The following is a 15,172-nucleotide window of genomic DNA, read 5'->3' as shown; positions in this document are numbered from 1 at the left end:
AGAAGTGAAGGGGAATCCGTATGAAAATTCGTAGAAGTGGTCGTCTCGTTGATATGACCCGTTATTTGCTGGACCATCCGCACCAGCTCGTCTCGTTATCGATGTTTTCGAGCCGTTATAAAGCAGCCAAGTCATCCATCAGTGAAGATTTGGTCATTGTCAGTGAAATGTTGGCCCACGATGGCACGGGTAAACTGGTCACGGTGCCAGGAGCGGCCGGTGGCGTCATGTTCATCCCAGGGTGGAGCAAAGACAAGTCGCTCTCGATGATCGACGGGCTATGTGAACAGTTGTCGAAGCCAGAACGGTTGCTCCCAGGAGGCTATCTCTATTTGACAGACGTCCTCGGTAACCCGCGTCAAGTGAAGCCGATGGGCCAAGTCTTCGCCTCGGTGTTCGCTGATCGGAAAGTCGATGTCGTCATGACGATTGCGACGAAAGGGATTCCGCTCGCCTACGCTGTAGCCGAGCAACTCGGGGTACCGTTTGTCATCGTTCGGTCCGATAGTCGTGTCACCGAAGGTTCGACCGTGAGTATCAACTACGTCTCCGGTTCGTCGAAGGCGATCCGCACGATGGCGCTCGCGCGTCGCAGTTTGCCACGTGGCGCGAACGTGCTGTTGATTGACGATTTCATGAAAGCTGGCGGAACGATTCGCGGAATGATGAGTCTCTTGAACGAGTTCGAAGCGAACCTTGCCGGTGTCGGCGTACTTATGGAAGCAGAAGGCGCCGAGAAGAAAATGGTGAGCGAATACGTCAGTTTAATGAAATTGACGAACGTCGACTCGGATGAAGGTCTCGTTACGATTTCGCGTGGAAACGTCGAACAATTCTTAAAGTGATTGGCAAAAATTTGATTTCGTTTTATGATGAAAGGGTATAAGATTCGTACGAAGTCAATCGGTTCGCTTGGAATCATCTCAGCCTTTTAGAAAGTACACCACGGTCCAGACAACGATGAAAAGGGGATGCGAAACATGCAGATCACAGACGTAAAAATTCGCAAAGTCGCGACGGAAGGTAGAATGAAGGCACTGGCCTCCATTACACTCGACCACGAATTTGTGGTACACGACCTTCGAATCATTGAAGGGAGTACCGGTCTGTTCGTAGCGATGCCGAGCAAGCGGACGCCAGAAGGAATTTTCCGTGACATTGCTCACCCGATTAATGGAGATATGCGTCAGAAAGTCGAGGCTGCCGTTTTAGAGGCGTACGGTCAAGAGGACGTCGCCATCGCCGAGACGCAAGCCCAATATAATGCCATGAACGAGTAATATTTGACAGCGGATGGGGATCCTTCCGCTGCCTTTTTACGTTTCATTGGTTACGAATAGGTACAACGGTTGAAACCGCGTCATGGTTTCGATATAGTAGATACGGTGTAAATAAGGTTTGAATGTATAAAAAACCGAACATTTGAGTACATTACAGTCGATATGAGATAGGAGCGAATCAAGAATGGATCGTTTTGCAGTCATTTTGGCAGCAGGTAAAGGGACGCGCATGAAGTCGAAGCTTTATAAAGTACTTCATCCGGTCCTTGGAAAACCGATGGTCGAACACGTCGTCGATCAACTCGACAAAATCGGGGTCAGTCGTCAAATCGTCATCGTCGGCCATGGGGCTGAAGCGGTACAAGAGACGTTGGGCTCACGCGTGGAGTATGCGGTCCAAGAACAACAGCTCGGTACGGGCCATGCAGTACAGATGGCAGAAGCTGAACTCGCAGGCAAACCTGGCGCGACGCTCGTCGTTTGCGGCGATACACCGTTATTGACAGCGGAAACGCTCGAGGCGTTGTTGGCCCATCACGAGGCGCAACAGGCAAAAGTGACCGTGTTGACTGCGATTGCTGATGATGCGACTGGATATGGCCGCGTCATCCGCGGTGAAGACGGAAACGTCACAAAAGTCGTCGAGCATAAAGATGCCTCTGACACTGAACTAGAGATCCGTGAAATCAACACCGGAACGTACGTGTTCGATAACGAGCTCTTGTTTGATGCATTGAAGCAAGTCGGGAACAACAACGCTCAAGGCGAGTACTACTTGCCGGACGTCATCTCGATTGCGAAAGAAGCAGGCGAAGTCGTGGCAGCACACACGGCGCCGACATTCGATGAAACGATCGGCGTCAACGATCGTGTCGCTCTCTCACAAGCTGAAGCGGTCATGCGCAAGCGGACGAACGAACGCCTCATGCGTGAAGGTGTCACATTCATGGATGCAGCTTCGACATACATCTCACCAGATGCCGTCATCGGTTCGGATACGATCATCTATCCAGGGACGGTCATTCTCGGGAAAACGATTATCGGTTCAGAGTGCGTGATTGGTCCAAATTCAGATATCCGCAATAGCGTCATCGAAGACGGTGCGACGGTTCGTCAATCGGTCGTAAGTGACAGCCGTGTCGGAACTGAAGCACAGGTCGGGCCGTTCGCCCACCTTCGTCAACAAGCAGTCCTCGGCGCGAATACGCGCGTCGGTAACTTCGTGGAAATCAAAAAATCAACGTTCGGAGACGGTGCGAAAGCATCACATCTCAGCTATATCGGAGATGCTTCGATCGGGGAACGCGTCAACCTCGGCTGTGGCTCGATCACGGTCAACTATGACGGGAAGAACAAGTTCGAAACGGTCGTCGAAGCCGATGCATTCGTCGGCTGCAATGTGAACTTGATCGCTCCGGTGAAAGTCGGAAAAGGCTCAATCGTAGCAGCCGGTTCGACGATCACGGATGACGTTCCTGAAGAGGCGCTTGCGATTGCACGCGAACGCCAAACGAATAAAGAAGGTTACACGAAACGATAAGTTGCTGCCTATTATTATGGAAAACGATGGAGGAGAATCCTAAACATGTCTACTGTATATGAACGTGAAATTCGCCTATTTAGCTTAAACTCAAACCGTCCACTCGCCGAAGAGATTGCCAAGGAAATTGGCATCCCGCTCAGCGATTGCCAAGTGAAGCGGTTTAGCGACGGAGAACTTTACATCAACATCGAGGAGAGCGTGCGAGGCGATGATGTGTACATCATTCAATCGACGAGCTCACCGGTGAACGAAACGCTCATGGAGTTACTCGTCATGATCGATGCGTTGAAACGAGCATCGGTTCGGACGATTAACGTGGTCATGCCATACTACGGTTACGCTCGCCAAGACCGCAAGGCGCGCTCACGTGAGCCGATCACAGCGAAACTTGTCGCTGATTTATTGACGGTTGCAGGTGCCACTCGTTTAATCACGATGGACTTGCATGCTGCTCAAATCCAAGGTTTCTTCAATATCCCAGTAGACCAATTATTAGGTGTTCCACTCATCTCGACGTATTTTGAGACAGATGAATTTAAAGCGAAAGACATTGTCGTCGTTTCACCGGACCACGGTGGCGTCACGCGTGCCCGTAAGCTTGCCGAACGCTTGAAGGCTCCAATCGCCATCATCGACAAGCGTCGTCCTGAAGCGAACGTGGCTGAAGTCATGAACATCGTTGGCAGCGTTGAAGGCAAGACGGCCATCTTGATCGATGACATCATCGATACAGCTGGAACAATCACGCTCGCGGCCGATGCCATCGTCCAAGCTGGTGCAAAAGAAGTGTACGCCTCGTGTACACACCCAGTGTTATCTGGACCGGCGATGGAACGGATCGACAACTCGTCAATCAAGGAACTTGTTGTCTTGAACACGATCGATTTAGAAGGTCGCGAATGTTCAAGCAAAATCAAGCAGATGTCGGTTGCCCGTTTGCTTGGAGAAGCGATCATGCGTGTCCACGAGCACAAATCGGTGAGCACACTGTTCGATTAAAAAAACGAGGCCCGAAGGCGTTCGCCTTTGGGCTTTTTTGTTCAGGAGGAATAAGATGAAATGTATCGTCGGCCTCGGGAATCCAGGCAAAAAGTATGAGATGACCCGTCACAATGTCGGATTTTTGGCGATTGATCGCCTTGCCGACAAGCATGGGATCAAACTCGATGAAGCCAAGTTTAAAGCATTGATTGGAACGGGAAGAATCAATGGAGAACGTGTCGTCCTCGTCAAACCGCTCACGTATATGAATTTATCAGGCGAGTCGGTCCGTCCGATTTTAGATTATTATAAGATTGAGATTGACGACTTGCTCGTCATTTATGATGACTTGGACATGGTGCCAGGAAAGCTGCGGTTCCGTCCGAAAGGCAGTGCCGGCGGACATAACGGCATCAAGTCGTTGATTCAACATTTAGGCACACAAGACTTTAAACGTCTGAAACTGGGGATTGGCCGTCCGCCGCATCCGATTAAAGTGGTCGATTGGGTGCTTATGAACTACCGTAAAGAAGACATGCCAGAATTAAATGATACGCTCGATCAAGCTGTGTCCGCCGTAACCGATTTTGTGGATACTGAATGGATTGCGCTCATGAATCGATATAACTAAAGGGTCAACGTACCCTTTTTTGTCGTATGAGGTGGAGGAAAACAAATGAATGCTCTAGAGAAATTCATGGTGACGTTACCTGAGACGAACGTGATTCGGGAGCGGTTGCCAAAAGTCGATCGACAACTCGTCACCGGATTGACGACAAGTGCCAAGGCGCTTGTATTGGCGGGTTTGGCGAAAAATTCGCCAAGACGTCTCGTCGTCGTCACGCATAACATGTATCAAGCACAAAAAATGTACGATCAACTCGAGTCGCTCATCGGTCCGAGCAAAACGTTGCTTTATCCGATTGATGAGACGCTCGCTGGCGAACTATCCCTCACATCGAGCCCAGAATTGCTTGCCGCTCGGATTGAGGCTCGGACACGTCTCCTTGACGAAACGGGAGGCGTCCTTGTCGTGCCGCTCGGTGGCTTGCGCCGTTATATCCCGAACCCGTCAGACTGGCAGACGAGTCATCATCACATCAAACCTGGACAAGAGCTCGATTTAAAGCCGTTCGCCGAGACGCTCATCACGCTCGGTTATGAACGGACGGCCACCGTGACCGCACCGGGTGAATTCTCCGTCCGCGGCAGTATTTTAGACGTCTATCCGCTCACGGCAGCGCGCCCGTATCGCATCGATTTGTTCGACACCGAAGTCGATTCCATCTTTACGTTTGATGCCGAGACGCAGCGTTCGCTAGGTGTCGTCGGCGAAGCGGTCATCCCACCCGCCACCGAGTTCATCGCCTCACGCGACCAGTTGCAGCAGGCCGGACAAGCACTCGAACGTCAATATGAGCGGACGCTCTCGCTCATCGAGACCGAGACGATCCGGCAAGCGCTCGAGGACGGAATCGCCCGGGACATCGAACAGTTCGGTCGAGGCGAGGTTCCTGAAAAAGTTGGAAAGTACACACCGCTCCTGTATAGCTCGACGCTCCTCGATTATGTTGGGGCGGAAGCGGTGTTGATGTTAGATGAAGTGGCCCGGATTGAAGATGCTGCCGACGTGCAAGACCGCGAAGAAGCGGAATGGTTCTCGTCGCTCATCGAACGAGGGGAGTCGGTCAGCAACTACACGCTCGCCGTCCCGATGCATAAAGTATTCCGTACGTTGAAGCAAGTCGCGTTCTCCTTGTTGCCGTCACGACGGTCCGGAATTCCGGAGACGAACACGGTCCACCTCAGCTGTCGCCCGCTCCCGGCGTTTCATGGCCAGATGCACTTATTGAAACAAGAAGTCGAACGGTGGCAACAAGGTGACCATCGCATCGTCTTCTTGGCAGGCGATCAAACACGGGCCGATAAAGTAGTGGAGTTGCTTGACGATTATGGAATCTCATCCACGTTCACAAATGTGGACGGTGAGCTGTTGCCGCGTCACGTCCATGTCATGATCGGACAAATCGAAGGCGGCTTTGAACTCTCGACGAGCCGTCTCGTCGTCGTTTCCGAAGAAGAACTGTTCAAGCGCGTCACGAAGCGGAAACGTCAGACGAAGAATTTGACGAACGCCGAACGGATTAAAAGTTACCAAGAATTGAAGCCGAACGACCATGTCGTCCACATCCATCACGGAATCGGGAAGTACCTAGGCATCAAGACGATTGAAGTCGGCGGCATTCATCAAGACTACTTACATCTCGTCTATGCCGGCGACGATGCGCTGTACGTCCCCGTCGATCAAATCGATCTCGTTCAAAAGTATGTCGGGGCCGAAGGTAAAGAGCCGAAGATTTACAAACTCGGCGGAACCGAGTGGAAGAAGGTCAAATCGAAAGTCGCCAAATCGGTGGAAGACATCGCCGATGAACTGATCAAGCTGTACGCGGCGCGTGAAGCGTCCGTCGGCTATGCGTTCCCAGGTGATGACGAAGAGATGAGCCAGTTCGAAAGCTCGTTCCCGTACGCAGAGACAGAAGACCAAGTCCGCTCCATCGCCGAAATCAAAGCGGACATGGAACGGTCGCGGCCAATGGACCGTCTCCTTTGCGGCGATGTCGGTTACGGCAAGACGGAAGTGGCGATTCGAGCCGCGTTCAAAGCCGTGCTCGCCGGGAAGCAAGTCGCGTTCCTCGTGCCGACGACCGTGCTGGCGCAACAACATTACGAGACGATGCTCGAACGGTTCAGTGAATTTCCAATCAACGTCTCTGTCATGAGCCGCTTCCGCTCGAAAAGCGAGATGGCGGCGACGAAAAAAGGCTTGAAAGAAGGGACGATTGACGTCGTCGTCGGGACGCACCGCGTCTTGTCGAAAGATGTGACGTTCGCCGACCTCGGTCTCGTCATCATTGATGAAGAGCAGCGGTTCGGGGTCAAGCACAAGGAAAGGCTCAAGCAGTTGAAGACGAATATCGACGTCTTGACGCTGACGGCGACACCGATTCCGCGGACACTCCACATGTCGATGATCGGCATCCGGGACTTGTCGGTACTCGAGACACCGCCGGAGAACCGCTACCCGGTGCAGACGTATGTCATGGAATACGATGGTATCGTCTTGCGGGAAGCACTTGAGCGCGAACTCGCGCGAGGCGGACAGGCATTCTTCCTCTACAACCGCGTCGAAGGCATCGAGCGGAAGGCAGAAGAGATTCGCGCTTTGTTACCGGAGGCACGCATTGCGACGGCACACGGTCGGATGACCGAGACAGAACTCGAGAGCCAGCTCATCAGTTTCCTAGAAGGGGAAGCGGATGTGCTCGTCTCGACGACGATCATCGAGACCGGCATCGATATCCCGAACGTGAACACACTCATCGTTCACGATGCGGACAAGATGGGGCTGTCACAGCTGTATCAGTTGCGCGGACGTGTCGGTCGTTCCAACCGGATCGCCTACGCCTACTTCACGTATCGGAAAGACAAGCGTTTGACCGAGGTCGCGGAGAGCCGGCTACAGGCCATTAAAGAGTTCACGGAGCTCGGGAGCGGGTTCAAGATTGCGATGCGCGACTTATCGATTCGCGGCGCCGGAAATCTGCTCGGGGCCCAACAGTCCGGGTTCATTGATTCGGTCGGATTCGACTTATACTCACAAATGTTGTCTGAAGCCATCGAGGAACGGAAAGACCGGATGCGCGGACAGGCGAAACAAGTCGTCTTCAAACCGGAAATCGCGTTCCAAGCGGATGCGTATATTCCGGACGACTATTTATCGGACAGCGAATTGAAAATCGAGATGTACAAACGCTTTAAGTATGTCGATACACCAGAAGCGTTGTTCGCCCTCCAGGACGAGTTGATTGAACGGTTCGGCGAATTCCCGGAACCGGTCGCGCTCCTCATCCAACTGACGCGTCTGCGCATCTATGGCGAGATGGCGAAAGTGGCGCGCATCAAACAGTCTCCGGGCCGCATCGAGATGGTATTGTCGCTCGAATCGACGACGGCGCTCGACGTGCCGTCATTCATGGAATGGACGATGCCGCTCGGTCGGAAACTCGGTGTCGGACAAGACAACGGTGCCCTCAAATTGTCGCTCAGTGGCCGCATGCCGGTCGTCGAACTGTTGAACGATGCCGATACGGTGCTTGAGGAGCTCGTGAAGAGGTTGGCGCATGCGGTCGCCAAGTAAGTTTGCGACCGGCGTCGTCTTATTTGCGCTCGCGGGCTATCTTTCAAAGTTCATCAGTTTCGCTTACCGAGTGCCTTACCAAAATATCGCCGGAGACTTCGGGTTGTATGCCTATCAGACGGTGTATCCATTTGCCGCGATCGTCGCTTCGCTCGGCATGTATGCGATGCCGGTCGTGATTGCCAAAATCGGTGTCGGGGCACATGGACCGAGGCGAAAGCTCGAAGTGTTATGGGGCAGTTTTTACGCCTTGCTCGGTTTAGCCGTCATCCTTGTCGTCACGATGTGGATGCTAGCACCGGTCATCGCCCGTCTCCTCGGGGACATGGAACTCGCACCGACGCTGCGGATCATCAGCCTGAGTTATTTACTCATGCCGGCTTTGGCGGTGCTCCGCGGTTCGTTTCAGTCCGTCGATGACTTGCGGCCGAGTGCGATTTCTCAAGTGCTCGAGAACCTCGTTCGCGTCACGGTATTGCTCATCGCCTTGTTGATTGGCGTGCGCTTCGGCCAAGACGCCTATACACTCAGTCGATACGCGTATGGGGCGACGCTCGTCGGAGGTGTCATCGCCATCGTCATCTTGTCATTATGGGCGAAGCAGTTACGGCTCGTACCGGTACAACCCACGACGTTGCGGTCTGTCCTTCGAATCTTACTGACGACGGGGTTTGCCGTCGGTTTCGCCTCGCTCGGGATTTTATGGATGCAACTCGTCGACTCGTTCACGATTGTCAATCTGATGGGCGGGGATTATGCGGCGAAAGTCGGCAAAGGGGTATTTGACCGAGGTTATCCGCTCGTTCAATTCGCGATTCTTTTCACGACGGCGCTCGGAATGGCAAACGTCCCGAACTTGGTGCGGCATTATCGTGCCGGTCGTATCGAAGCGACCTCTTCCGGACTCAGTTCGATGATTCGCGTGACGACAACGGTCGCCGCTGCGGCCACAATCGGCTTGATGGGTGTCATGTTCCCGTTGAATGTCGCGCTATTTGAGAACGCGGCCGGGACGACAGCGCTCGTCTTGCTCTCGACGAGTACGTTCGCCGCGTCGCTTGCCGTGGCGAGCATGACGTGTCTACAGGCGATTGACCGGGAACGCACAGCTGCTGTCGGTATGATTCTCGCCATCGGCGTGAAGCTCGGCAGCAACTTGTGGCTCGTCCCTTCCTATGGCATCGCCGGGGCTGCCCTCGGGACCTCGATGGCCTTTTTAGCGATGGCCGCGTTCAATTTCAATCGGCTCGATCAAATCATCCCGCTCGGCATGCTCCGGTTTCGACATTATGGACGTCTCGTCAAAGCGGTGGCGCCGATGGGCGTCATCTTGCTCGGCTTGAACGTCATGGCGCTGGATGGCCTGACGCATCGTCTCGATGCCCTCATCTGGCTCGTCTTCATGCTCGTGCTCGGGGCCGGCATTTATGTCTGGCGGTTATGGAAAGAACAAATTTTGACGATAGAAGAATGGGAAATGATTCCGTTCGGAGGTCGTCTCATCAATCTGCTAGAAAAAAAGGAGAACTGATATGAGTTACGGAATTACGGTCGTCGGCCTCGGGTCTGGCGAACTTGATCAACTACCGCTCGGTGTCTATCGTCATTTGAAGCAGCAACCGCTCGTTTGGTTGCGCACGAAAGAACACCCTGTCGTCAGCGAACTTGAGGCGGAAGGCGTGACGTTCGAATCGTTTGATGCGATTTACGAAGCGAGTGACACGTTCGAGGACGTCTACCGACAAATCGTTGAGACGTTGCTTGAAAAGAGTGAAGAGCTAGCCATCACCTATGCCGTACCGGGACATCCGTTCGTGGCGGAGCGGACGGTCGAGTTGCTCGTCGAACAAGGTGCGGACGTCACGTTCCTCGGCGGTCAGAGCTTTTTGGACGCCATGTTCCAAGCCCTCCGCATCGATCCAATCAACGGCTTCCAATTACTCGATGCGACGGCGCTCGATGTCGAACGGATTCAAGTGACTCAACACGTATTGATTGGTCAAGTGTATGACGGGTTCGTGGCCGGAGACGTGAAAGTCCAATTGATGGAACGATATCCGGATGAGCATATCGTCAAACTCGTGACAGCCGCTGGGACAAAACATGAGCGGGTCAGTGAAATCCCGCTCTATGAGATGGACCGCGTGGCAGAAGTCGACAACTTGACGACGCTCTATGTGCCGCCGTTGACGGACGAGACGCATTTGGCGCGCGAATTTTCGACGTTGAAGCACATCATTGCGACGCTCCGCGGTCCGGACGGCTGCCCGTGGGACCGGAAACAGACGCATGAGTCGCTCCGCAAATATTTGCTCGAAGAAGCGTACGAATTGATTGAAGCAATCGATACGGAAGACGATGATGCGATTGTCGAAGAGCTCGGTGATGTGTTGCTTCAAGTCATGCTCCACGCCCAAATCGGAGCGGACGAAGGCTATTTTGATATTCGAGACGTCATTGGCACCGTCAGTGAGAAGATGGTCCGCCGTCATCCTCATGTGTTTGGGGATGTGACGGTCGATGATGCCGATGAAGTGGTGACGAATTGGAATGCGATTAAACAAGTGGAAAAAGGGGAAAAGAGAAAATCGCAGCTAGATGGAGTTCTCATGACGCAACCTGGTTTGATGCGGGCCGAGCAATTGCAGAAGAAAGCTGCGCAAGTCGGTTTCGAATGGGACGATGTTCAAGGTGCGTTCGAGAAATTGGAAGAAGAACTCCACGAGTGGAGAAGTCAGCCTGAAGATGAACGAGAACTTGGGGATGTCCTCTTCTCAATCGTCAACGTGGCGCGCTATTTCAAGTTGAACGCCGAGCAGGCGCTCGAACGAACCAATCAAAAATTTAAGAGACGATTCGAATACATTGAAGCGAACGGCTCCCTCGAAGAGATGACGCTCGAAGAGATGGATCGGCTCTGGGATGAAGCGAAGGAGAAGGGATTATGAGACTAGACAAGTTTTTGAAAGTATCCCGCTTGATTAAGCGGCGTACGTTGGCGAAAGAAGTCGCCGACCAAGGCCGGATTCAATTGAACGGACAAGTAGCGAAAGCGAGCACCGACGTCAAAGTCGGTGACGAGTTACAAATTCGATTCGGGAACAAGCTCGTCACGGTCGTCATTGACTCGATTGCCGAGCATGCCCGCAAAGAGGATGCGAAAGAAATGTACCGCTTGCTCAAAGAAGAAAAGGTGAACAGTGGTACGGAAGCGTAAAAAAAAGGTATACTGAACGTAACAGGACAGGAGGAAGGTGATTCGATGAATGGACGTAACCCGATGGAACGCAAACAGCGGATTCGGGCTCTTGATGAACGGAGAGAACAGCTGGAAAAAGAACAGAACCGGCGACGTATCCATCTTCGACGCCGCCTGGCTGCGGCCTCACTTCTCTTTTTGTTAATGGTTGTCTTCATCGGTCAAAGTTACTTCTCGAAAGTCGGATATGTGTCCGAGCAAGAACGGAAACAAAATGAAGCGCAAGTCGAACTTCGGGAAACGAAGGACGAACAATCAGAACTGAAAGAGCAGGTCGAGCGTTTACAAGACGAAGAATACATCGCCAATCTAGCGCGCAACGAGCTGTTGTTCTCGAAAGATGGCGAGATTATTTTTTACTTCTCACCAGAGGAATAAGTGGGTTCGTTGACCGTTGACGAATCGACTCGTATAATTGTAGGGAATCAATCAAAAAAAGGAGTACATTATTTTATGTCAATTGAAGTAGGAAGCAAGGTACAAGGTAAGGTTACAGGGATTACGCATTTCGGAGCGTTCGTAGAACTTCCAAATGGCAAAACGGGTTTGGTGCACATCAGTGAAGTGGCAGATTCTTACGTCAAAGACATCAATGAAGTGCTAACGGTCGGTCAAGAAGTGACGGTCAAAATCTTGAACGTCGAAACAGATGGCAAAATCGGGTTGTCTATCAAAAAGGCCGTCGATCGCCCTGTCAGTGAACGTCCAGAGCGTCCAGCCGGCGAGCGTTTCTCTCGTGGCCCACGCCCAGGTGGCCCGGGTCAAGGCGGCCCACGCCCAGGTGGTCCAGGACAAGGTGGCCCACGCGGTGGCGGCGGTCCACGCGGTGGCGGTCCACGTGGTGGTGGCGGCGGACGTCGTGAAGTACGCCGTGAGCCAGAAACGTTCGATACGTTGATGAGCAAGTTCTTGAAAGACAGCGACGAGCGCTTGACGACGTTAAAACGTCAAACCGACTCAAAACGCGGTGGACGTGGAGCCAAGCGCGGGTAACCCTTCGTAAACCATCAGCTTCTACTCGTAACGATAGACGGTCTTCCTCAAGAAGACGACGAACCACAGACTTTTATAGTCTGTGGTTTTTTTTTTGATTCTTTTTTGTTATGAAAAATAACTAAAAAGGGTTGCATTTTTTCGAGGAAGCGAGCACAATAGGGAACATGAAAAAATAGTTATGTTTTATAAGTGAAAGGTGAGAATGAAAATGAATGGATGGAAACTGTGGTTGGCGGAATGGAGAAGCATCGGGAAGAATCCTCGGGTCTGGGTCCCGATTCTCGCGGTCGCACTTGTACCGCTCATGTATGCCGGGATGTTCTTATGGGCGTTTTGGGATCCGTATGGACAGATGAAAGACTTGCCGGTGGCGATCGTGAACGAAGACCAGGGAGCGACGTTCGACGGGGAGCAACTTGCCGTCGGGGACGAACTCGTTGAGAAGTTAAAGACGTCTGAGGCGTTCGAATTTATCGAGACGACGAAACAAGAAGCCGAGTCAGGGTTGAACGATCATGACTATTACATGGCGATTGAGATTCCGGCAAACTTCTCAGAAAAAGCGACGACGGCGCTCAGCGAAAAACCTGAGAAGCTTGAACTCAAATATATCGCCAATGAATCGTATAACTTTTTAGCGGCTCAAATCGGCGGTTCCGCGATGGAGCAAGTGAAAGGTGAACTGTCGACCGAAGTCGCGAAACAGTACGTCAGTGCGATGCGTGACGGGATTCAAGATGCCGCTGCTGGACTCGATGAAGCGGCGGCTGGGGCGGGAAAACTAGCAGATGGGTCGCAGACGGCCGAACAGGGGGCGACCCAATTGGCCGACGGGACCGCATTGCTCGCTTCAAAACAACAAGAATTGGCTGACGGGGCGAGTCGGTTGAATGAAGGTGTGGCCCAACTCGAGACAGGGACGACGGAGTTGGCGAAGGGAAGCCAGCAAGTTTATGCAGGTAGCGCCGCCTTATCAGACGGGGCACGTCAAGTGAATGACGGGGCGTCTGCCCTTCAAGACGGAACGAGCCAACTTGTCGAAGGGACAGACACGTTCGCCTCGAAGTTGGAGGAATTGCACAGCGGGACGGCTTCTCTCAATCAAGGCGTTCAACAACTCGCGGCCGGGATTCAGCGTTCGAAGGACGGCAGTGAGCAATTGAGTGCCGGTTCAAATGAATTGGCGGCCGCGATGACGGCGGCGAAAGAAGGAAATGCCGCCTTGATGGCAGGAGAGACGGAACTCGTGGCCGGAATCGGTCAGATGAAGACAGAAATGTTGGCCAGTCAAGATCAGTTGATGAACCAGCTGTCAGCACTCGTCGAGGCAGGGCAACCTGCTTCACCAGAGATGCTACAGGCGATTGTGGCCCAATTGGCGGAAGGTCAAACAGCGACAGCCGCTGGATTCGATGCACTGTCCGCGGGAGCGACGCGTGTGAAAGAAGGACAGGCCGCGCTCGGTGACGGATTGACGCAAGCAGAGGCTGGTGCCAATGAACTCGCTTCGGGACTGGTGACGTTACGTGACGGACAAGCCGAACTCGCAAGCGGGGCACAGGCGTTGGCGGATGGGTCGACCCAAGTGGAACAAGGGGCGCAAACGGCAGCCGTGAGTTCGAAAGAGTTGGCTTCGGCAAGCAATCGCTTAAACGCCGGCGTCGGAGCGTTGAAAGACGGGACCGCCGAACTCGCGTCCGGCAGTACGCAGTTGACCGAGGCGACGGGCGCCTTGTCAGAGGGGAGTTCGAAACTCGCAGACGGGGCGAAGAGCGCCGGCGCGGGCACGAATACACTCGCGAACGGGGCTGTACGTTTGGCAGAGGGCGGTAAAGACCTCCAGTCAGGTAGCGACCAGCTCGCAGACGGAGTGTCCGAACTTGCGGCTGGTAACAGCAAGTTACGGGACGCGCTCGCCGATGGGGCCGAAGCGGCCGCGATCGACATCCGAGACGATAACGTCGACATGATGGCCGGACCGGTCACGGTCGTCAACGAATCGATTCACAAGGTCCCGAACTACGGAACGGGTTTTGCACCGTACTTCATGTCACTCGGACTATTCGTCGGGGCGCTCTTGCTCTCGATCGTCTATCCGCTGTACGATCCGGCTGGAAAACCGAAACGCAGCCTGTCATGGCTCGTCTCAAAATCAGGTGTGTTGCTCGTTATCGGATTTATTCAAGCGCTCGTCTTGGATGTGGCGATGGTCATGTTGCTCGGACTTGAAGTCGAGGCGCCGCTCCAGTTCTTCGGATTCAGTTGGCTCGTCAGCATCACGTTCCTCTTAATCGTGCAGCTACTCGTCACGACGCTCGGAAATCCGGGCCGTTTCGTAGCCATCGTCTTATTGATCCTTCAATTGACGACGTCGGCTGGAACGTTCCCGCTCGAACTGATTCCGAGCGCCCTCCAACCGTTTAACGCCTGGTTGCCGATGACATACACCGTATCGGGCTATAAAGAAATCTTGTCAGCGGACGGCTGGAGCTACCTGCAACAAGCAATCATCTATTTGGCGTTCGTCTCAACCGCTTGCTTCTTCCTGCTATGGGGATATTTCCGCATCGCTTGGAAGAAAAAATATCGGCTGACGACGTCAGAAGCGTGATGCACAACGAACTGAAAATCGTGTATAGTGGATAAGACGACACTATACACGATTTTTTTGTGAAAAAACTTTTAAAAAAGAATTGACACTGGCGTGGGTACTGGTTATTATAGAAAATGTGCTTAGGACACAACAATAACATGGCGGTGTAGCTCAGCTGGCTAGAGCGTACGGTTCATACCCGTGAGGTCGTGGGTTCGACTCCCTCCGCCGCTACCATTTTATTTAGGCCCGTTGGTCAAGCGGTTAAGACACCGCCCTTTCACGGCGGTAACACGGGTTCGAATCCCGTACGGGTCAC

General features: G+C 53.1%; 12 protein-coding genes and 2 tRNA genes. All 14 read left to right on the top strand.

Annotated features, from left to right (window positions below; genetic code table 11):
- The first annotated feature begins 20 nt into the window (after positions 1-20).
- The 14 genes from purR to M467_RS19015 all read left to right on the top strand — a co-directional run bounded on the left by purR (position 21) and on the right by M467_RS19015 (position 15,171).
- Entirely contained in the window at positions 21-845 is an 825-nt protein-coding gene (purR, locus tag M467_RS19080; protein WP_021065749.1) for a pur operon repressor, read from the top strand.
- A gap of 135 nt (positions 846-980) precedes the next feature.
- Positions 981-1,280, top strand: a complete 300-nt coding sequence (gene spoVG, locus M467_RS19075; RefSeq protein ID WP_021065748.1) for a septation regulator SpoVG — start codon at positions 981-983, stop codon at positions 1,278-1,280.
- A 184-nt stretch (positions 1,281-1,464) separates the two neighbouring features.
- Positions 1,465-2,820, top strand: a complete 1,356-nt coding sequence (gene glmU, locus M467_RS19070; RefSeq protein WP_021065747.1) for a bifunctional UDP-N-acetylglucosamine diphosphorylase/glucosamine-1-phosphate N-acetyltransferase GlmU — start codon at positions 1,465-1,467, stop codon at positions 2,818-2,820.
- Between the two features lie 45 nt (positions 2,821-2,865).
- Positions 2,866-3,822: a ribose-phosphate diphosphokinase gene (locus M467_RS19065; RefSeq protein WP_021065746.1), complete on the top strand. Its 957-nt coding sequence runs from the start codon at positions 2,866-2,868 to the stop codon at positions 3,820-3,822.
- Between the two features lie 55 nt (positions 3,823-3,877).
- Entirely contained in the window at positions 3,878-4,435 is a 558-nt protein-coding gene (gene pth / locus M467_RS19060; RefSeq protein ID WP_021065745.1) for an aminoacyl-tRNA hydrolase, read from the top strand.
- 45 nt (positions 4,436-4,480) lie between these two features.
- Positions 4,481-8,005 (top strand): transcription-repair coupling factor, encoded by a 3,525-nt coding sequence (mfd, locus tag M467_RS19055; RefSeq protein ID WP_021065744.1) that lies wholly within the window; start codon positions 4,481-4,483, stop codon positions 8,003-8,005.
- Entirely contained in the window at positions 7,989-9,536 is a 1,548-nt protein-coding gene (locus M467_RS19050) for a polysaccharide biosynthesis protein (RefSeq protein ID WP_021065743.1), read from the top strand. Before mfd ends, M467_RS19050 begins: the two co-directional genes overlap by 17 nt.
- Position 9,537: 1 nt before the next feature.
- Complete coding sequence (gene yabN / locus M467_RS19045) at positions 9,538-10,953, top strand: bifunctional methyltransferase/pyrophosphohydrolase YabN (protein WP_021065742.1); 1,416 nt, start codon at positions 9,538-9,540, stop codon at positions 10,951-10,953.
- Positions 10,950-11,222 (top strand): RNA-binding S4 domain-containing protein, encoded by a 273-nt coding sequence (locus M467_RS19040; RefSeq protein WP_021065741.1) that lies wholly within the window; start codon positions 10,950-10,952, stop codon positions 11,220-11,222. The genes yabN and M467_RS19040 overlap by 4 nt, the downstream gene beginning before the upstream one ends.
- A gap of 45 nt (positions 11,223-11,267) precedes the next feature.
- Positions 11,268-11,642, top strand: coding sequence for an FtsB family cell division protein (locus M467_RS19035; protein ID WP_021065740.1), 375 nt, complete (start codon positions 11,268-11,270; stop codon positions 11,640-11,642).
- 75 nt (positions 11,643-11,717) lie between these two features.
- Positions 11,718-12,257 carry a S1 domain-containing RNA-binding protein gene (locus M467_RS19030; RefSeq protein WP_021065739.1) on the top strand — a complete coding sequence of 180 codons (540 nt, stop codon included), beginning with the start codon at positions 11,718-11,720 and terminating at the stop codon, positions 12,255-12,257.
- Between the two features lie 211 nt (positions 12,258-12,468).
- Positions 12,469-14,871, top strand: a complete 2,403-nt coding sequence (locus M467_RS19025) for a YhgE/Pip domain-containing protein (protein ID WP_021065738.1) — start codon at positions 12,469-12,471, stop codon at positions 14,869-14,871.
- 142 nt (positions 14,872-15,013) lie between these two features.
- A tRNA-Met gene (locus tag M467_RS19020) sits at positions 15,014-15,090 on the top strand.
- Positions 15,091-15,099: 9 nt separating this feature from the next.
- A tRNA-Glu gene (locus M467_RS19015) sits at positions 15,100-15,171 on the top strand.
- Position 15,172 lies beyond the last annotated feature (1 nt).

Source organism: Exiguobacterium chiriqhucha RW-2 (assembly GCF_000416965.1).
Classification (GTDB): domain Bacteria; phylum Bacillota; class Bacilli; order Exiguobacteriales; family Exiguobacteriaceae; genus Exiguobacterium; species Exiguobacterium chiriqhucha.
The sequence above is the reverse complement of the archived record's forward strand: the minus strand, read 5'-3'. Positions and strand labels throughout refer to the sequence as shown.